Below are 19,216 nucleotides of genomic sequence, written 5' to 3'. Positions count from 1 at the left end.
TCCCTGTTGTTAACCTTACAGCAGATCGCGGAACTGCGTTTGTTTTAACGCCAGTTCAACGCCGCGAACTTCCGCCAGCCCTTTCAGGCGACCAATCGCGGAGTAGCCTGGGTTGGTTTTCTTGTGCAGGTCGTCAAGCATCTGGTGTCCGTGATCCGGACGCATCGGGATAGGACGCAAATCGCCCGCCTTTTTACGGCGCTGTTCTTCGCTCAGGATGGCAGCAACCACCGATACCATATCCACATCGCCTTGCAGGTGCGCACCTTCGTGGAAGGTTTTCGGGTTATCTTCACGGCAGGTGGAGCGCAGATGCGTGAAGTGGATTCGATCGCCAAAGGTTTCGATCATTTTCACCAGATCGTTATCGGCGCGCACGCCGTAGGAACCGGTGCACATGGTGAAACCGTTATTGATGCTGTCGACGGTTTCTTTCAGCCACTGCATATCTTCGATAGTCGAAACAATGCGCGGCAGGCCGAGGATCGGACGCGGCGGATCGTCAGGGTGGACAGCCAGACGCACGCCGACTTCTTCCGCCACAGGCACAATCGCCCGCAGGAATACCGCCATATTATCGCGCAGATCGTCTTTGCTGATGCCGTCATATTCAGCGAGACGCGCACGGAACTGATCCAGCGTATAGCCCTCTTCCGCACCGGGCAGGCCGGCAATGATATTGCGGGTCAGCTTTTCGATATCGGCATCGCTCATAGCATTGAAGTAATTCAGCGCCTGGCGTTGTTCTTCTGCGGTGTAATCCGCTGCGGCGCCTGGGCGCTGAAGAATATGCAGTTCGAAGGCCGCAAAAGCAATCTGGTCAAAACGTAGCGCTTTGGAGCCGTCCGGCAGCTGATATTCGAGATCGGTACGCGTCCAGTCGAGGATCGGCATGAAGTTATAGCACACGGTATCGATGCCGCAGGTCGCCAGATTACGGATACTCTGCTGATAATTGGCAATCCACGTTTGGTACTGGCCTGAACGCGTTTTGATATCTTCGTGGACAGGAATACTTTCCACCACCGACCAGGTCAGCCCTTTTTCAGCCAGAATAGCCTGACGCTGTTGAATCTCTTCTACCGGCCACACTTCACCGTTGGGAATGTGGTGCAAGGCGGTCACAACACCCGTTGCGCCAGCCTGATGCACATCATCAAGCGATACCGGATCGTTAGGCCCGTACCAACGCCAGGTTTGTTCCATTGTTTCACCCCACAAGTTGTTATACCAAATTAAACTACCCGAATGACGACTACCATACAGCCATCCCGAAGATGTTCAACAGATGGCCTATCATTGATTGATCCAGCTCACATTCCCCGGATAAATAAGGCACACCAATTCAATTTGCTGTCATATAACTTTATACTGCCATTGTTAATTAATGGTTAATCAGGTGTATTTAATGAAAACTATTGCCTCAGCGCCACTGGCGGAAAATGTCATGATGCCGCGGTACGACCGCCAACAATTAAAAACGCGGATTGTACATTTTGGTTTCGGTGCTTTTCATCGCGCCCATCAGGCGTTATTAACCGACAGGGTGCTGAATGCGCAGGGCGGAGACTGGGGAATTTGCGAGATCAGCCTGTTCAGTGGCGATCGGCTGATGCGTCAGCTTCGCGAACAAGATCATTTATTTACCGTGTTAGAAAAAGGGGCTAACGGCAACCAGCCTATTGTTATCGGTGCCGTTAACGAATGCCTGAACGCCACGCTGGATTCGCTGGCGGCCATTATTGAAAAATTCTGCGAGCCTCAGGTCGCGATTGTCTCGTTAACCATCACGGAAAAAGGCTACTGCATCGATCCGGCAACGGGTTCGTTAGATCTCTCTAATGCGCGTATTATTCACGATCTGCAGACACCGGCTGAACCGCACTCCGCCCCCGGTATTATCGTTGAAGCGCTGCACCGCCGACGTGAACGTGGACTGCAACCGTTTACCGTCCTCTCCTGCGATAACATCCCGGACAATGGTCATGTGGTAAAAAATGCCGTACTGGGGATGGCGGAAAAACGCTCTCCTGAGCTGGCGCACTGGATCCAGGAACAAGTCAGTTTCCCGGGTACGATGGTGGATCGGATTGTTCCCGCCGCCACCGAAGAGTCGCTGGCTGAAATCGCCCACGAGCTTGGCGTTGCCGATCCTTGCGCAATCAGCTGCGAGCCGTTTATTCAGTGGGTGATTGAAGACAACTTTGTCTGTGGTCGTCCGCAATGGGAAACCGCGGGTGTCCAGATGGTTGAAAACGTCTTGCCGTGGGAACAAATGAAACTGCGGATGCTGAACGGCAGCCATTCGTTTCTCGCATATCTCGGCTATCTGGCCGGATTCCAGCACATCAGCGACTGTATGCAGGATAGCGCATTTCGTGAAGCCGCTTACCGGCTGATGCTCACCGAACAGGCCCCCACGCTGCAAATTACCGATGTTGATTTAAACCAGTATGCCTTAAGCCTGCTGGACCGCTTTGCCAACCCGGCGCTGAAACACAAAACCTGGCAAATCGCGATGGATGGTAGCCAGAAATTACCCCAGCGAATGCTGGAAGGGATCCGCGTGCATTTAGCACGTCAAAGCGAGTGGCCGCTGTTGGCGCTCGGCATCGCAGGCTGGATGCGCTACGTGAGCGGTGTGGATGATTCAGGCGCTACGATTGATATTCGTGACCCGCTCAGTGAGAAAATTGCCGCTCTGGTGGCACAGAGCACTGAATCAGAACGCGTCAGCGCCCTGCTTTCGCTGCATGAGATTTTCTCCGCCGATCTCGTACAGAATCCGCAGTTTGTCGCGGCCATTCAACAGGCCTGGCAACGTATTGCCCAATACGGTGCGCATCAGGCTGTCATTGAAACGTTAAAAAATTAACGATTTCTGCCATTAAACCGGACGAAGCACGTCTTCGTCCCCTCACCCCTTCTCTTTTTCCCCATTTTTCGCCAGGATTGTTAAATGCCATTACGGTAATTTATGATTCTGGAGTAATTGTGACTAAAACCAATCTCATCACTGGTTTTCTCGGCAGTGGCAAAACCACCTCTATTCTTCATCTATTGGCGAACAAGGATCCCGCAGAGAAGTGGGCCGTGCTGGTCAATGAGTTTGGTGAAGTAGGTATTGATGGCGCCCTGTTAGCCGACAGCGGCGCATTGCTAAAAGAGATCCCCGGCGGCTGTATGTGCTGCGTTAACGGTCTACCGATGCAGGTTGGCCTCAATACGCTGCTGCGTCAGGGAAAACCCGATCGATTGCTGATTGAACCTACTGGCCTCGGACACCCTAAACAAATTCTGGATTTACTCACCGCACCGGTTTACGAACCGTGGATCGATCTGCGCGCGACCCTCTGTATTCTTGATCCCCGGCTGTTACTGGATGAAAAAAGCGTCGCCAATGACAATTTCCGCGATCAGCTGGCCGCCGCAGATATCATTGTTGCCAATAAAGCCGACCGCGCCACAGCGGAAAGCGAAAACGCCTTGCAAACCTGGTGGCAACACTACGGCGCCAATCGCCAGTTGGTTCATGCCGACCATGGGCAAATTGACGGGCAGTTACTGGATTTACCCCGACTAAACCTGGCAGAGCTTCCTGCAAGCGCAGAGCACGCCCATAGCCATGCAGACAAAAAGGGACTGGCGGCATTGAGTCTGCCGTCACAGCAGCGCTGGCGGCGCAGCCTGAACAGCGGCCAGGGCCATCAGGCCTGCGGTTGGATTTTTGACGCCGATACGGTGTTCGATACCATCGGTCTGCTGGAATGGTCCCGTCTTGCCCCCGTGGGGCGCGTGAAAGGTGTCATGCGTATAAAGGAAGGGCTGGTGCGCATTAACCGCCAGGGAGAGGACTGGCATATTGAGACGCAAAACGTCGCGCCACCGGATAGCCGTATTGAACTCATCGCCGATACTGAGACCGACTGGAATACGCTACAGAGTGCATTGTTGAGACTTCGTTTAGACGCTAACGCGTAAGGTTGCCTTCGTTTTTATAGCAATGGTAAACGATGATGAAAACTCGATACCCTCTTATTCTCCTACTCAATATTGCGGGGCTGGCGCTGTTTCTGTCCTGGTATCTTCCTGCCGGGCATGGGATCTGGTCTTCATTGGATACGGGCGTTTTCCGCTTCTTTAACCAGAAACTGGTGGAAAGCCCGCAGTTCTTGTGGATTGTTGCTATTACCAATAACCGGGCATTTGATGGTTGCTCATTGCTGGCAATGGGCGCCTTGATGCTGCATTTTTGGCTGAAAGAGACGTCGGAAGGTCGCCGACGCATTGTCGCTATTGGCCTGGTTATGCTGCTCACCGCAGTGGTATTAAATCAGTTAGGCCAGGCGCTTATTCCCGTTAAACGCGCCAGCCCTACTCTGATGCTGGATAATATTTATCGCGTCAGCGAACTGCTGCATATTCCGACTAAAGATGCGTCCAGAGACAGTTTCCCCGGCGATCACGGTATGATGCTGCTTATTTTTTCCGCATTTATGCTACGTTATTTCGGAAAAGTCGCCGGAATAATCGGCCTTATTATCGCTGTGGTTTTTGCCTTTCCACGCATAATGATTGGCGCTCACTGGCTCACCGATATCGTGATCGGTTCGATGACTGTCGTCTTGATTGGTCTGCCCTGGTGGCTAATGACACCGTTAAGCGACCGATTAGTCACTCTGTTTGCGAATTATCTGCCCGGTAAAAACAAACATTTTTTAAACAAATAACGCACAGTAATTAACATCATCAGGGAAAACTCTGATTCCCTGATGATGCTTGTCAATATTTCATCATTCTGGCTGTCATTCTCCCGTCATCTTATTCATCTTTAAAATGATTGGGTTGCGTCTTTTTTATCCCGATTGTTCTTAATTTAGGCAATGCCGGTTATTCACTTTCTGTATCAATTTTTCTTATAAGAAATCACGTAAATTCACTCGCAATGACCGGACCGATCGGGTAATCTCGAACTCGTTTTGCCTCGCGGGATAATTATTCTCTTCAGGAATAAATTTGTGCGTTCTGCCACAGATTTGACCTTAAAGAATTGTCTCATCGTGCGATGGTAATTAGTCTCGTCACGTTTGGCATTTTTTATAACGATATTTATCGTTAAGGACTTCAAGGGAAAACAAACAAAATGGTCAAATCTCAACCGATTTTGAGATATATCTTGCGGGGCATACCCGCGATAGCAGTTGCGGTTCTGCTTTCTGCATGTAGCACAACGAACACCGCCAGGAATATGCATTCTGAGACGCATGCTGTGGGCAATGGAGATAACTCTTCACTGCAAGCCTCTCAGGATGAATTTGAAAATATGGTCCGTAATATCGATGTTAAATCACGTATTATGGACCAGTATGCTGACTGGAAAGGCGTGCGTTACCGCCTTGGCGGCAGCACCAAAAAAGGCATTGATTGTTCAAGCTTCGTACAACGTACGTTCCGCGAGCAATTTGGTTTAGAGCTTCCTCGCTCAACCTACGAACAACAGGAAACGGGTAAATCCGTTTCGCGCACTAACCTGCGCACAGGCGATCTGGTTCTGTTCCGTGCTGGCTCCACTGGCCGTCACGTCGGTATTTATATCGGCAACAACCAGTTTGTACACGCCTCGACCAGCAGCGGCGTTATCATTTCCAGCATGAACGAACCTTACTGGAAAAAACGTTACAACGAAGCTCGCCGGGTCCTGAGCCGCAGTTAATTTCGTTTGGCAGCTATCCCTTGGCTATCCTGATGAGACATTTTGAAAAGCACTGCTTCGGCGGTGCTTTTTTTTTGCTTTGTCTTGTAACTAAGAAAAATCTCACAAGGTGAGTCATTTCAGGTTATATTCATACAGAATAAGCGGTTAACTCAGGTAAACATAAGGAACTATGTTTAAACGCTCCTCTTCATCCAATCAGAAAATCCTGCTTTCCTGTATGTTAACGGGGCTTATCGTCGCGCTCCTGGTGAGTACCCTGCAATTTTTCGTGACCTGGCATAAACGGGACATTAAGTACGACACGCTCCTTTCCGATATCCAGAATTATGTCAGCAGCTACTTCGCCGATCTCAAATCCACCACAGATGACCTTCAGCCACTGGTCGCCAACAGTTGCCAACAAGTCGCTGCTCAACTGACCTCCAGCGCGGCCTTTAGCCTCAACGTTCGCGCATTTTTACTGGTCAAAAACGGCATTGCTTTCTGCTCCTCCGCAACGGGCGCAATGTTCACCCCGATTTTAGATCTGGTCCCAAGCCTTGATATCAGCAGAAATATTGATGTGGAATTACTCCCCGGTACGCCCATGATGCCGAACAAGCCGGCGATAATGATTTGGCACCGGAACCCATCGTTCACTGATAGCGGCGTGTTTACCTCACTGAATATTAATCTGGCCCCTTACCTGCTTTATACCGCCCGACAGGATGATTTTAATGGCATTGCCATAGTCGTCGGTGATAACGCGATTTCAACATTTTCATCACGGATTATTGATGCCTCCGCTCTGCCCCACTCTCACTGGCGGCAGGCGACCGTGGAAGGTATTCCCCTACAGATTCGTTTATATGCCGATGAGTGGACCTATACCGACATCTGGTATTCGATTATGTTGGGATGCATGGCGGGGATTATTGCCGCGCTTCTTCTCTGGTACTACATCTACACCATCCGTTTACGTCCTGGCAAAGATATCCTCAACGCTATCAAACATAACCAGTTTTATGTGGTGTACCAGCCCGTGGTAGAGGTGCAGACACTGAAGGTGAAAGGTGTAGAGGTGTTATTACGCTGGAATCATCCGACAACGGGTGAGATCCCACCGGATGCTTTTATTCACTACGCCGAATCCCAGAAAATGATTGTCCCGCTGACCCAGCATCTCTTTAAGTTGATAGCCCAGGACGCACCGATGCTGCAAAAAGTGTTACCCGCAGGTGCTAAATTGGGGATCAATATCGCGCCAACGCATCTGCACGGCGAGACGTTTAAAGACGACATTCATCACCTGCAGGCCTCGCTTCCCGCAAACCATTTCCAGATGGTGCTGGAGATCACCGAACGGGATATGCTTAATCAACACGAAGCCACAAAGCTTTTTGAATGGCTTCATTCCGCAGGTTTTGAAATTGCCATTGATGATTTTGGCACCGGTCATAGCGCGCTGATTTATCTGGAACGCTTTACCGTTGACTACCTGAAAATCGATCGCGGGTTTATTAACGCCATTGGAACAGAGACCCTGACCTCTCCGGTTCTGGACGCCGTGTTGACACTCTCTAAGCGTCTTAATATGCTGACGGTGGCTGAAGGGGTTGAAACGCCTGAGCAAGCCCGTTGGCTGCGCGATCGTGGGGTGCATTTTTTCCAGGGATACTGGATTAGCCGACCATTAAAACTTGCTGATTTCGTGCGTTGGATGGCGCAGCCCAATAAGCCGACGTGGTGATCGCAGTATGCGAATCATATACTCTCACTCGCCGCCACATCCCTTATCTTTCAGGCATGATGCCCGTCGGGTTGTGGCAGGAAAAGGAAATCGCATTTAATGATCCCTCGCGTATTGCTGCTGTTTATCGCCCTCATCGGGTTTAGCGCCGAGTCGCAGTCCATCAAAGAAAGCTATGCTTTTGCCGTACTGGGCGAACCGAAGTACGCGTTTAACTTTAATCACTTTGATTACGTCAACCCTGCGGCCCCCAAAGGCGGGCAAATCACCCTCTCCGCCATCGGCACGTTCGATAACTTCAACCGCTATGCGATGCGCGGTAATCCCGGAGCACGTACCGAAACGCTTTACGATACGCTGTTTACTACCTCTGACGATGAACCTGGCAGCTATTATCCGCTCATCGCCGACAGCGCACGCTATGCTGATGACTATTCCTGGGTAGAAATCGCCATCAATCCGCGAGCGCGTTTTCACGATGGCTCCCCCATTACCGCCAGCGATGTCGCATTCACCTTCCACAAATTTATGACTGAAGGCGTGCCGCAATTTCGCCTGGTCTACAAGGGAACAACGGTAAAAGCGATCGCGCCATTAACCGTACGTATTGAATTAGCCAAACCGGGTAAAGAGGACATGCTCAGCCTGTTTTCATTACCCGTGATGCCAGAGAAGTACTGGAAAGATCATAAGCTCAGCGATCCCTTATCATCGCCTCCGCTCGCCAGCGGTCCTTATCGCATCACGAAATGGAAGATGGGTCAGTACATTGTCTATTCGCGCGTCAACGATTATTGGGCCGCTAATCTGCCCGTCAACCGTGGCCGCTGGAACTTTGATACCATCCGCTACGACTACTATCTGGATGACAACGTCGCCTTTGAAGCGTTTAAGGCTGGAGCGTTTGACCTGCGTCTTGAAAACGATGCCAAAAACTGGGCGACACGTTATACCGGTAAAAATTTCTCGAATCATTACATCATCAAAGATGAGCAAAAAAACGAATCCGCCCAGGATACGCGTTGGCTGGCGTTTAATATTCAGCGCCCGGTGTTCAGCGACCGACGGGTGCGAGAAGCCATCACCCTGGCATTTGATTTTGAATGGATGAATAAAGCTCTGTTCTATAACGCCTGGAGCCGGACCAACAGCTATTTTCAGAATACCGAGTATGCCGCTAAAAATTACCCCGATGCGGATGAACTGGTAATACTTGCGCCCTTGAAAAAAGATCTCCCTCCTGAGGTCTTCAGCCAAATTTATCAGCCGCCGAAATCAAAAGGCGATGGCTACGATCGTGACAACCTGTTGAAAGCCGATGCCTTACTGGAGCAGGCCGGATGGGTACTTAAGGGACAACAGCGCGTAAACAGCGCCAACGGTAAACCCCTGAGCTTTGAACTGTTGCTCCCGGCGGGCAGTAACAGCCAGTGGGTTCTGCCGTTCCAGCACAACCTGCAGCGCTTAGGCATTACAATGAACATCCGCCAGGTTGATAACTCACAAATCACAAACCGGCTGCGCAGTCGTGACTATGACATGATGCCGAGATTGTATCGCGCAATGCCGTGGCCAAGTTCGGACCTGCAAATTCTCTGGGCCTCTGAATATATTGACTCCAGCTATAACGCCCCGGGCGTGCAAAGCCCGGTGATTGATAAACTGATCAACCAAATCATCGCGGCGCAAGGTGATAAAGCCAAACTAGTCCCACTCGGTCGGGCACTGGACAGGGTATTAACCTGGAACTACTACATGTTGCCGATGTGGTTTATGGCAGAGGATCGCATCGCCTGGTGGGATAAGTTTTCGCATCCAGCTATTCGCCCCATTTATACCATTGGTCTCGACAACTGGTGGTACGACTTTAACAAAGCGGCGAAACTGCCAGCAGCCAGACGGCAGGGAGACTAAATGGGCGCTTATCTGATTCGACGTCTGCTACTGGTGATCCCAACGCTTTGGGCCATCATCACCATCAACTTTTTTATCGTGCAGATTGCCCCCGGTGGTCCGGTTGAGCAGGCCGTCGCCGCTATTGAGTTCGGACAAAGCGGGGCATTACCCGGCGCGGGTAGTGAAGGCATTCGCGCCAGCCACGCGCAAACCGGCGTAGGCAATATCAGCGACAGTAATTACCGAGGTGGCCGTGGTCTTGACCCGGAAGTGATCGCCGAAATCACTCGCCGTTACGGGTTCGATAAGCCCATTCATGAGCGTTATTTTAAAATGCTCTGGGACTATATTCGTTTCGATTTCGGCGACAGCCTGTTTCGTAGCGCCTCAGTGCTGACGCTTATCAAAGACAGCCTGCCTGTTTCCGTCACGCTGGGGCTATGGAGTACGCTCATTATCTATCTGGTGTCGATACCGCTTGGGATCCGCAAAGCCGTTCACAACGGCAGCCGATTTGATGTCTGGAGCAGCGCATTCATTATTATTGGCTATGCCATACCGGCCTTTTTGTTTGCGATTTTACTGATCGTCTTTTTTGCCGGGGGCAGCTATTACGACCTGTTCCCGCTTCGCGGACTGGTTTCCGCCAATTTTGATTCCCTGCCCTGGTATCAGAAAGTGACCGACTACCTTTGGCATATTACCCTGCCAGTGCTGGCGACGGTGGTTGGGGGTTTTGCCGCGCTAACCATGCTGACCAAAAACTCATTTCTGGATGAGGTACGCAAACAGTATGTCGTCACCGCGCGCGCCAAAGGGGTCAGCGAGAAAAACATTCTGTGGAAACATGTGTTTCGCAATGCCATGTTGCTGGTAATCGCTGGCTTCCCGGCAACGTTTATCAGCATGTTTTTTACCGGTTCGCTGCTGATTGAAGTGATGTTTTCGCTTAACGGTCTGGGACTACTGGGTTATGAATCCACCGTATCACGTGACTACCCGGTAATGTTTGGCACGCTCTATATCTTCACCCTGATCGGTCTGCTGCTGAATATCCTCAGCGACATCAGCTATACGCTGGTCGATCCCCGTATTGATTTTGAGGGACGCTAATGTCGCGATTAAGCCCCGTCAATCAGGCCCGCTGGGCGCGTTTTCGCCATAACCGTCGCGGCTATTGGTCGCTGTGGATTTTTCTACTGCTCTTCGGCCTTAGCCTGTGTTCAGAACTGATTGCCAATGATAAGCCGCTACTGGTGCGCTACGACAGTAGCTGGTATTTCCCCCTGTTCAAAAACTACAGTGAAAGCGACTTCGGCGGACCATTGGCGACCCAGGCTGATTATCAGGATCCGTGGTTACAGCAGCGCCTGGAAAACCGGGGCTGGATCCTGTGGGCGCCGATACGCTTTGGAGCCACCAGCATTAACTTTGCCACTGATAAGCCCTTCCCTTCCCCGCCTTCTGCACAAAACTGGCTGGGAACGGACGCCAACGGTGGTGATGTGCTGGCACGGATCCTCTACGGCACTCGTATTTCTGTCCTGTTCGGATTAATGCTAACCCTGTGCTCCAGCGTGATGGGGATCATGGCTGGCGCAATCCAGGGCTATTATGGCGGCAAGGTGGATCTGTGGGGGCAACGATTCATTGAGGTTTGGTCAGGTATGCCAACGCTGTTTTTGATCATACTGCTGTCGAGCGTGGTCCAGCCAAACTTCTGGTGGCTACTGGGCATTACCGTGCTGTTTGGCTGGATGAGCCTGGTTGGCGTGGTACGCGCGGAATTTTTACGTACCCGAAACTTTGATTACATTCGTGCCGCTCAGGCGCTTGGCGTGAGCGATCGCAGTATTATTCTGCGCCATATGCTGCCCAATGCGATGGTCGCTGCCCTGACCTTTTTACCGTTTATATTATGCGCCTCGATCACCACTCTGACCTCGCTGGATTTTCTTGGCTTCGGCTTACCGCTTGGCTCGCCATCGCTGGGAGAACTCCTGTTACAGGGTAAAAACAACCTGCAGGCACCGTGGCTTGGTATCACCGCGTTCATCTCCGTTGCCCTGCTATTATCGCTACTGATATTTATTGGTGAAGCGGTACGCGACGCGTTCGATCCCAACAAGGCGATTTAAGATGACACAACCGCTGTTAGCTATTGAAAATTTATCGGTAGGTTTTCGCCAACAGGAGACCGTGCGTACCGTGGTCAATACCCTCTCACTGAGGGTTGAAGCCGGGCAAACTCTGGCGCTAGTGGGCGAGTCCGGTTCGGGTAAAAGCGTGACCGCGCTTTCTATTCTACGGTTATTACCGACCCCTCCCGCAGTCTACCTTTCCGGCGACATCCGTTTTCATGGTGAATCATTGCTTCATGCCGATGAGCAGACGCTTCGCGGCGTTCGCGGGAATAAAATCGCCATGATTTTCCAGGAGCCAATGGTGTCGCTAAACCCGCTTCACAACCTTGAAAAACAGCTGTATGAAGTGCTGTCGCTGCATCGGGGAATGCGTCGGGAGGCCGCGCGGGCAGAAATACTGACCTGTCTGGATCGGGTCGGCATCCGTCAGGCGGCCAAACGTCTCGCAGACTATCCGCACCAGCTGTCCGGCGGTGAACGCCAGCGCGTGATGATCGCCATGGCGCTGCTTACGCGACCGGAGCTGCTTATTGCCGATGAACCGACCACCGCGCTGGATGTCTCCGTACAGGCGCAAATCCTGCAGTTGCTGCGGGAGCTACAGCGCGAACTGAATATGGGATTACTGTTTATCACCCACAACCTCAGCATTGTGAAAAAACTGGCCGATACCGTTGCGGTGATGCAAAACGGCCAGTGCGTTGAGCAAAATCGAGCAGCACAACTGCTCACTGCGCCAACGCATCCCTACACGCAGAAATTGTTAAACAGCGAACCTTCCGGCGATCCGGTGCCTGTACCTGCCGGGCAAGCGCCATTGCTGGAAGTGGAAAAACTCTGCGTCGCCTTCCCCATCCGTAAAGGTATCCTGAAGCGCGTGGTGGACCATAACGTTGTGGTTAACAACGTCAGTTTTTCCCTCCGCCCCGGTGAAACGCTGGGGCTGGTCGGGGAGTCAGGATCGGGGAAAAGCACTACCGGGCTGGCGCTACTGAGGTTAATCACCTCACAGGGAAGCATTGTGTTCGATGGCCTGGCGCTGCATACCTTAAATCGCCGCCAGCTGTTACCGGTACGTCACCGCATTCAGGTCGTGTTTCAGGATCCCAACTCCTCGCTGAACCCGCGCCTGAGCGTGCTACAGATTATTGAGGAGGGACTACGCGTTCATCAGCCAACTCTGTCAGCCGAACAGCGCGAAGCGCAGGTGAAAGCGGTAATGGCGGAAGTGGGACTGGATAGCGAAACGCGGCATCGTTACCCGGCGGAGTTTTCCGGCGGTCAACGTCAACGCATAGCCATTGCCAGAGCCTTGATTCTCAAGCCTTCCCTGATCATTCTGGATGAACCAACATCGTCGCTCGACAGAACCGTACAGGCGCAAATCCTGACGTTATTAAAGTCTTTACAGGAAAAGCATCGCCTGGCTTATATCTTTATCAGCCATGATTTGCACGTAGTACGCGCGTTATGCCATCAGGTTATTGTGCTAAGGCAGGGAGAGGTCGTGGAGCAAGGACAATGCGAGCACGTATTTAACGCGCCACAGCAGGCATATACGCGTCAGCTGCTCGCGCTAAGCTGACGCTCAAAACGGATTGTTATTTGAAAACGGCTCTGCGATGGCTACGCCGAAATTTTTCAGTCTGCAGGTCGCGGCAAATTCATCCTGGCGATTCACAAACAGGCACGGCTCTCCTTCGCATTCCAACACGGAACAAGGTACCTCAATGTCGCTGAGGGCCTGGCTGAGTTTATGCATGACTGACCACGCGCTGTCACCATCAGGGCTAAGCAATTTGAGCGCCACCAGGCTGTTCTCATTGCTCTGACCGTTTTGCGGAATCGGTTCAACCTTTGAACCTGCGAAACCCACCGACCAACGATAGCACTGTGGCAGACGATGAACGATTGAGAGTTGTAATGTCATCACTTTCTTTCCCTGGAAGTACAATCACTTCACAATTATTTTACATCAATATTAACACATCATTGACAATACGTCTTTAAACAGTTCGTAAACGTTTACACCCTGACTTTATGCCACTTTCCGAACCAAATATTTAAATTTATTCAACGGTTCTGGCATATTTCCGCGCTATATGTACTCGTTTCTGCGATCTAACTCAACCTTTTTAACTACAATGATGTGACTTTTTACATAAATTGATTTTACATAAAATAAACATAAGCGGGGAAATTGATAGATTTTCGGTTGATGTACATCAACTCTGGAGGCCCTATCGCCCCCAGGTTGTGTAATAGATCACCGTTTTTTGGCGCGGCTGGCGTAGAGATAGAAGAGAATTGAGCAGGTAGCGCAAAACGCTATTGACCAGATCATCGGCCAGGCCGAGTTAAAAGTCGCCAGTGACAGCAGCGCCCCAACGATGGCGCCAATGCCAAAACGGAACGTCCCTGCCAGCGATGACGCCGTTCCCGCCATATGCGGAAATTCATCCAGAATGACCGCCATGGCGTTGGATGACACCATCGACACGCAGCCAACAAACGCCGCAACGCCCACCACCAGCGCCCAGAAACCAACCCCGAACAGCGCGCTAAAGACCATCCAGCCCGCCATCACGAACTGGATCCACAGGCCAGCACGGAACATATTCAACGCCCCAACCCGACGAACAAAGCGGCTGTTGATGATGGTCATCACGAACAGGAAAACAATGTTCAGCGCGAAGTAATAGCCGAAATGCTGCGGTGAAACGTGGTTGATCTCAATGTAAACAAAAGGTCCGGCGCTCAGGAACGAGAACATCCCGGCAAAACTAAACCCACTGGCCAGCATATAGCTCAGTACACGCTTGTGGCGAAACAGCGAGGCAAAGTTGCCGAGAGTAGTACGCAAGCGAAACGGCTGGCGGCGCTCAACCGGCAAGGTCTCTTTGATCAGCGTAAAGATCATCACCGACGCCAGAATAGCCGCCACGGCGAGGATCCAAAAGATGTAGTGCCAGCTCAGCCATACCAATACCCAGCCGCCCACGATGGGTGCCAGTAAGGGTGCAATTGTCGTGACCAGCATGACAAAGGACATCATGCGCGAAAACTCTTCCTTCGGATAGATATCGCGCATCAGGGCGTTGATAACCACGCTCGCCGCTGCAGCAGCCAGACCATGGAAGAAACGCATCACGATCAGCTGATCGATAGTTTGTGCCAGCGCACAGGCAACTGCCGCCGCCGCAAACACCAGCGTCCCGCCCAGAATCACCGGCTTGCGCCCAATGCTGTCAGCCATTGGACCATAGAGTAACTGCCCCACCGCGAACCCAAGAATATAGGTACTGAGGGTCATCTGCGCGCTACCTGCAGGCACACCAAACTGTTCAGAGATAACAGGTAGTGCCGGAAGATACATATCAATCGACAACGGCATCAGCATGGCTAACAAGCCAAGGATAAAGACAATGGCAATTGACGAGTTCTGCCGGGTGGTCACATTTAGCTCCTGAAATTAACGCGGGGTTAAGTTAACGCTGGCGATTTCTTCTTCGGTCAATGGACGGTATTCACCCGGCTCCAGATCCTCATCAAGCTTGATGTCACCAATCCGTTCACGGTGCAGTTCCACAACGTGGTTACCGACGGCGGCAAACATACGTTTAACCTGATGATAGCGCCCTTCGCTGATGGTCAATCGCACCTGAGTTGGCGTAATAACCTCCAGCACGGCCGGTTTGGTCAGGTCTTTCTCATTATGCAGTTGTACGCCATGGGCAAACTGTTCAGCGGTATCATCTGCCACCGGCGACTCCAGCGTCACCAGATAGGTTTTCTCACAATGGTGACGTGGCGAAGTGATGCGATGCGACCACTGTCCGTCATCGGTCATCAGCACCAGTCCGGTGGTGTCGATATCCAGGCGCCCTGCCGCATGCAGTTTGTAGGCAACCGGCTCATCAAGGAAATAGAGCACTGTCGGGTGATCCGGGTCATCCGTTGAGCAAACATAACCCTGAGGTTTATTCAGCATAAAATAGCGCGGGCCATTTTGTTGAATCAGGGAATTGCCGTCATATTCTACGTCGTGTTCTGGCAGCAGCTTAAAGGCACTGTTTTTGACGATTTCACCGTCGACGGTAACGCGGTTAGCACGGATCTCACGCCCGGCAATAGCGCGGCTGACGCCGAGTTGCTGAGCGATAAATTTATCAAGTCGCATGAGTGTGATTTTTGCCTGTAAAAAACAAGAAGCGGGATTGCGCCCGAAAAGTGGGACGATTATCCGCCCAGTATAGCGGCGTTACACCATCCCTCAAGGGAAATGATTCATGGCATACTATACATTGTTGCTGCTTACCTTAATGAGCCCATGATTTTTACTCTTCGCCCGTACCAAAAAGAAGCCGTGGATGCCACGCTCAACCATTTTCGCCACCATCGCACGCCAGCGGTTATCGTCCTGCCAACCGGTGCGGGAAAAAGCCTGGTGATTGCTGAACTGGCCCGCGTGGCGCGTGGTCGCGTGCTGATACTGGCGCACGTTAAAGAACTGGTCGCGCAAAACCATGCCAAATATCGCGCGCTGGGGCTGGAAGCCGATATTTTTGCCGCAGGTCTGAAGCGTAAAGAGAGCCACGGGAAAGTGGTATTTGGCAGCGTACAGTCGGTAGCGCGTAATCTTGACGCCTTTCAGGGAGAATTCTCGCTGCTTATCGTCGATGAATGTCACCGTATTGGTGATGATGACGAGAGTCAATATCAGCAAATCCTCACTCACCTGACCAAAGTAAATCCCCACTTACGCCTGCTCGGGCTTACTGCCACTCCTTTTCGTTTGGGCAAAGGCTGGATTTATCACTTTCATTATCACGGTATGGTGCGCGGCGATGAAAAAGCGCTGTTTCGTGACTGCATTTATGAATTACCGTTGCGTTACATGATTAAACACGGCTACCTGACGCCGCCAGAACGCCTCGACATGCCGGTAGTGCAGTATGACTTCAGCCGGCTGCAGGCACAGAGTAACGGCCTGTTTAGCGAAACAGATCTCAATCAGGAACTGAAAAAGCAGCAGCGAATAACGCCGCATATCATCAGCCAGATTGTCGAGTTTGCCCAGACGCGCAAAGGGGTGATGATTTTCGCTGCTACAGTGGAGCACGCCAAAGAAATCCTGGGCCTGCTGCCTGCTGACGATGCCGCGCTAATCACCGGAGACACGCCTGGCGCTGAGCGTGATGTGCTGATTGAAGAGTTCAAAGCCCAGCGCTTTCGCTATCTGGTGAATGTGTCGGTCCTGACCACTGGCTTCGATGCCCCGCACGTCGACCTTATCGCCATTCTGCGCCCGACGGAGTCAGTTAGCCTTTACCAACAAATTGTCGGTCGCGGCCTGCGCCTGGCGCCGGGTAAAACCGACTGTCTGATCCTCGATTATGCCGGTAACCCGCACGATCTTTACGCGCCGGAAGTGGGTGCGCCGAAAGGGAAAAGCGATAACGTTCCGGTGCAGGTGTTCTGTCCCGCCTGCGGGTTTGCAAACACCTTCTGGGGCAAAACAACGGCAGACGGCACGCTGATTGAACACTTTGGTCGCCGCTGTCAGGGGTGGTTTGAAGATGATGACGGCCATCGCGAACAGTGCGATTTTCGTTTTCGTTTTAAAAACTGCCCACAATGCAACGCGGAAAATGATATCGCCGCCCGCCGTTGTCGGGAGTGCGACACGGTGCTGGTTGACCCGGATGACATGCTGAAAGCCGCGCTCAGGCTCAAAGATGCGCTGGTCCTGCGCTGTAGCGGCATGGTGTTACAAAACGGCCAGGATGAAAAAGGCGAATGGCTAAAAATCACCTATTACGATGAAGATGGTGCCGACGTTAGCGAACGCTTTCGCCTGCATACTCCCGCGCAACGTACGGCTTTCGAGCAACTGTTTATTCGCCCGCACACCCGAACGCCCGGCATTCCCTTACGCTGGATAACCGCCGCCGATATCCTCGCCCAGCAGGCGCTGTTACGTCATCCTGATTTCGTGGTGGCGCGCATGAAAGGTCAGTACTGGCAGGTCCGTGAAAAGGTCTTCGATTATGAAGGACGCTATCGTCGGGCACATGAATTACGCGGTTAATCGTACTTTTGATTGATGTACCAGCCGTTTAAGTATAGAATCTCGCCCGCTTTTGCATACGCAAAGCAGATCACTTACCTGTTGCTGGGTCGCCTGTAGCAGGAATTATAAAAGAGAGATTTAAATGTTTACTATCAACGCTGAAGTACGTAAAGAGCAGGGTAAGGGTGCGAGCCGCCGCCTGCGTGCCGCTAACAAGTTCCCGGCAATCATCTATGGTGGCGCAGAAGCCCCGGTTGCTATCGAACTGGATCACGATGCAGTTATGAACATGCAAGCTAAAGCTGAATTCTACAGCGAAGTTCTGACCATCGTTGTTGACGGTAAAGAAGTGAAAGTTAAAGCTCAGGCTGTACAGCGTCACCCGTTCAAGCCGAAGCTGGCACACATCGACTTCGTTCGCGCGTAATCGCCTACAAGTTGAAGAAAAACCCCGCCTCGGCGGGGTTTTTTTATGGGATTTTGTTGGCGGTAAAGATGAATCACGCAAGCCGGATAAGGCGTTAACGCCCCCATCCGGCAAACGGCTTTATTTCCCGCCCGAGGTACGACGCTGTAGCTGATCGCGCAGGTTCGGCGGCGTACCTTTGATGGTCAAAGTATCTGTGGCTGGATCCCAGAAAATACGCTCACCCAATAACATGGCGTCGAAGTTGATGGTTAACCCGCCGCCGCTTCCGGCAAATTTGGTTAACTGGCGCAGCGTGCTGCGATCTGCCGGGAAGCTCTCTTCCAGTTCGTAGCCTTTATCAGCGGTAAATTCGCTGAAGCTGACTTCACTGACGCCGGAAAGCTCTTTGGACAGCGACTCCAACTCGATCTCTTCACCGGCCTGCAGTTGCTCGTTGCAGTAGCTGTACACCTGCTGACGCACGTTCTGGCGTTCAGCTTTATCGAGTTGCGCCTCGGCGGTAAAGTCATCGACCGCCTGCAACAGGCCGCGGTTTTGCGCTTTGGCGTTAAGCCCCTCGCTGGCGCCCAGGAAGTCCATAAAGAAATCGGCGACTTTGCGCCCTACCCGCCCTTTCAGGAACGTCAGATAGCGCGTGGACTCCGGGTTGGTTTCCCACTCGGTTAAATCAATACGCGCCACGATATCCGCATGATTGATATCCAGATAGTGTGTCGGGTTGATATCCAGATTTTCATTGACGCGCATACTGCTTAAATTGTTCAGCACGGCGACCAGCAGATACTCTACCGCCAGATAGCGGTAATGGCAGAACAGGACAATGCCGCCATCAGCAAAAGGATATTTCGCCAGTTCGTCCCGCAAGCGCCCTGTCGCTGCACGACTAAAGGCCAGAAAATCCTCTTCGCCCTGACGCTGTAAACGCAGCGTTTGCGCCAGTTCACTCTCTGCGCTAAACAGGCCATAAGCTTTATTCTTGGCGCTGTACACCCGATGCAACTCAGCCATCATATCGACAACGGTCGCTGTCGGTTCCAGTAATGAATCGCGCAAGACCAGCTCAAGGTTCTGCTCGTCACGTTTGATAAGCTGGTGCAGGGCAATCTGGTTGATATCCAGACTCATGATAAACTCTCCTTTTAGACCGGGCGGTATTCAACCACCTGCCGGGCAGTGACGCAATAGAAGATAAAAAAGCAGAAAAAAAACTGTCTGTACGGTAATATGT

16 protein-coding genes are annotated in these 19,216 nt (G+C 51.9%); 11 read left to right on the top strand and 5 right to left on the bottom strand.

Translation table 11 applies throughout. From position 1 onward, the window contains the following. Positions 1 to 15 precede the first annotated feature (15 nt). Complete coding sequence (gene uxuA, locus HV352_RS08075) at positions 16 to 1,206, bottom strand: mannonate dehydratase (RefSeq protein WP_181635328.1); 1,191 nt, start codon at positions 1,204 to 1,206, stop codon at positions 16 to 18. Positions 1,207 to 1,408: 202 nt separating this feature from the next. Here uxuA and HV352_RS08070 point away from each other — a divergent pair, with 202 nt between their 5' ends. The 9 genes from HV352_RS08070 (at position 1,409) to yejF (ending at position 13,070) form a co-directional block, all read left to right on the top strand. Continuing rightward, positions 1,409 to 2,875, top strand: a complete 1,467-nt coding sequence (locus tag HV352_RS08070; RefSeq protein WP_181635327.1) for a fructuronate reductase — start codon at positions 1,409 to 1,411, stop codon at positions 2,873 to 2,875. Positions 2,876 to 2,994: 119 nt separating this feature from the next. Continuing rightward, positions 2,995 to 3,981, top strand: a complete 987-nt coding sequence (locus HV352_RS08065) for a GTP-binding protein (RefSeq protein WP_181635326.1) — start codon at positions 2,995 to 2,997, stop codon at positions 3,979 to 3,981. A gap of 35 nt (positions 3,982 to 4,016) precedes the next feature. Then, entirely contained in the window at positions 4,017 to 4,730 is a 714-nt protein-coding gene (locus tag HV352_RS08060; protein WP_019077242.1) for a phosphatase PAP2 family protein, read from the top strand. Positions 4,731 to 5,143: 413 nt separating this feature from the next. Next, entirely contained in the window at positions 5,144 to 5,713 is a 570-nt protein-coding gene (gene mepS, locus HV352_RS08055; RefSeq protein WP_003027474.1) for a bifunctional murein DD-endopeptidase/murein LD-carboxypeptidase, read from the top strand. A 172-nt stretch (positions 5,714 to 5,885) separates the two neighbouring features. Beyond that, positions 5,886 to 7,445, top strand: a complete 1,560-nt coding sequence (locus HV352_RS08050; protein WP_181635325.1) for a cyclic di-GMP phosphodiesterase — start codon at positions 5,886 to 5,888, stop codon at positions 7,443 to 7,445. A 99-nt stretch (positions 7,446 to 7,544) separates the two neighbouring features. Beyond that, a complete protein-coding gene (locus HV352_RS08045; protein WP_181635324.1) occupies positions 7,545 to 9,359 on the top strand; it encodes an extracellular solute-binding protein in 1,815 nt (604 codons plus the stop codon). Further along, entirely contained in the window at positions 9,360 to 10,454 is a 1,095-nt protein-coding gene (locus tag HV352_RS08040) for a microcin C ABC transporter permease YejB (protein ID WP_016153751.1), read from the top strand. Continuing rightward, positions 10,454 to 11,479 (top strand): ABC transporter permease, encoded by a 1,026-nt coding sequence (locus HV352_RS08035; protein ID WP_016153752.1) that lies wholly within the window; start codon positions 10,454 to 10,456, stop codon positions 11,477 to 11,479. The genes HV352_RS08040 and HV352_RS08035 overlap by 1 nt, the downstream gene beginning before the upstream one ends. Position 11,480: 1 nt before the next feature. Further along, positions 11,481 to 13,070 (top strand): microcin C ABC transporter ATP-binding protein YejF, encoded by a 1,590-nt coding sequence (gene yejF / locus HV352_RS08030; RefSeq protein ID WP_047500955.1) that lies wholly within the window; start codon positions 11,481 to 11,483, stop codon positions 13,068 to 13,070. A 3-nt stretch (positions 13,071 to 13,073) separates the two neighbouring features. Here the strand turns inward: yejF and HV352_RS08025 are convergent, their stop codons facing one another. The 3 genes from HV352_RS08025 to rsuA all read right to left on the bottom strand — a co-directional run bounded on the left by HV352_RS08025 (position 13,074) and on the right by rsuA (position 15,665). Further along, a complete protein-coding gene (locus HV352_RS08025; RefSeq protein ID WP_029139605.1) occupies positions 13,074 to 13,418 on the bottom strand; it encodes a YejG family protein in 345 nt (114 codons plus the stop codon). Between the two features lie 333 nt (positions 13,419 to 13,751). Further along, positions 13,752 to 14,942 (bottom strand): Bcr/CflA family multidrug efflux MFS transporter, encoded by a 1,191-nt coding sequence (locus tag HV352_RS08020; RefSeq protein WP_016157000.1) that lies wholly within the window; start codon positions 14,940 to 14,942, stop codon positions 13,752 to 13,754. A 15-nt stretch (positions 14,943 to 14,957) separates the two neighbouring features. Next, positions 14,958 to 15,665 (bottom strand): 16S rRNA pseudouridine(516) synthase RsuA, encoded by a 708-nt coding sequence (rsuA, locus tag HV352_RS08015; protein WP_016153756.1) that lies wholly within the window; start codon positions 15,663 to 15,665, stop codon positions 14,958 to 14,960. A 150-nt stretch (positions 15,666 to 15,815) separates the two neighbouring features. Here rsuA and HV352_RS08010 point away from each other — a divergent pair, with 150 nt between their 5' ends. Next, positions 15,816 to 17,576, top strand: coding sequence for a DEAD/DEAH box helicase (locus HV352_RS08010; protein WP_032931694.1), 1,761 nt, complete (start codon positions 15,816 to 15,818; stop codon positions 17,574 to 17,576). A gap of 124 nt (positions 17,577 to 17,700) precedes the next feature. After that, positions 17,701 to 17,985: a 50S ribosomal protein L25 gene (gene rplY, locus HV352_RS08005; RefSeq protein ID WP_016153758.1), complete on the top strand. Its 285-nt coding sequence runs from the start codon at positions 17,701 to 17,703 to the stop codon at positions 17,983 to 17,985. A gap of 120 nt (positions 17,986 to 18,105) precedes the next feature. Here the strand turns inward: rplY and yejK are convergent, their stop codons facing one another. Continuing rightward, positions 18,106 to 19,113 (bottom strand): nucleoid-associated protein YejK, encoded by a 1,008-nt coding sequence (gene yejK, locus HV352_RS08000; RefSeq protein ID WP_016157002.1) that lies wholly within the window; start codon positions 19,111 to 19,113, stop codon positions 18,106 to 18,108. Between the last annotated feature and the right edge of the window lie 103 nt (positions 19,114 to 19,216).

The organism is Citrobacter sp. RHBSTW-01044, from assembly GCF_013781945.1.
Taxonomy (GTDB): Bacteria; Pseudomonadota; Gammaproteobacteria; order Enterobacterales; family Enterobacteriaceae; genus Citrobacter; species Citrobacter braakii.
This window is presented reverse-complemented; position numbering and strand designations above follow the sequence as displayed.

Bases quoted from the DNA above. Each gene is read 5' to 3' on its own strand.
- uxuA (WP_181635328.1), bottom strand. From the start codon at position 1,206: ATGGAACAAACCTGGCGTTGGTACGGGCCTAACGATCCGGTATCGCTT.
- HV352_RS08070 (WP_181635327.1), top strand. From the start codon at position 1,409: ATGAAAACTATTGCCTCAGCGCCACTGGCGGAAAATGTCATGATGCCG.
- HV352_RS08060 (WP_019077242.1), top strand. From the start codon at position 4,017: ATGAAAACTCGATACCCTCTTATTCTCCTACTCAATATTGCGGGGCTG.
- mepS (WP_003027474.1), top strand. From the start codon at position 5,144: ATGGTCAAATCTCAACCGATTTTGAGATATATCTTGCGGGGCATACCC.
- HV352_RS08050 (WP_181635325.1), top strand. From the start codon at position 5,886: ATGTTTAAACGCTCCTCTTCATCCAATCAGAAAATCCTGCTTTCCTGT.
- HV352_RS08045 (WP_181635324.1), top strand. From the start codon at position 7,545: ATGATCCCTCGCGTATTGCTGCTGTTTATCGCCCTCATCGGGTTTAGC.
- HV352_RS08040 (WP_016153751.1), top strand. From the start codon at position 9,360: ATGGGCGCTTATCTGATTCGACGTCTGCTACTGGTGATCCCAACGCTT.
- HV352_RS08035 (WP_016153752.1), top strand. From the start codon at position 10,454: ATGTCGCGATTAAGCCCCGTCAATCAGGCCCGCTGGGCGCGTTTTCGC.
- yejF (WP_047500955.1), top strand. From the start codon at position 11,481: ATGACACAACCGCTGTTAGCTATTGAAAATTTATCGGTAGGTTTTCGC.
- rsuA (WP_016153756.1), bottom strand. From the start codon at position 15,665: ATGCGACTTGATAAATTTATCGCTCAGCAACTCGGCGTCAGCCGCGCT.
- HV352_RS08010 (WP_032931694.1), top strand. From the start codon at position 15,816: ATGATTTTTACTCTTCGCCCGTACCAAAAAGAAGCCGTGGATGCCACG.
- rplY (WP_016153758.1), top strand. From the start codon at position 17,701: ATGTTTACTATCAACGCTGAAGTACGTAAAGAGCAGGGTAAGGGTGCG.
- yejK (WP_016157002.1), bottom strand. From the start codon at position 19,113: ATGAGTCTGGATATCAACCAGATTGCCCTGCACCAGCTTATCAAACGT.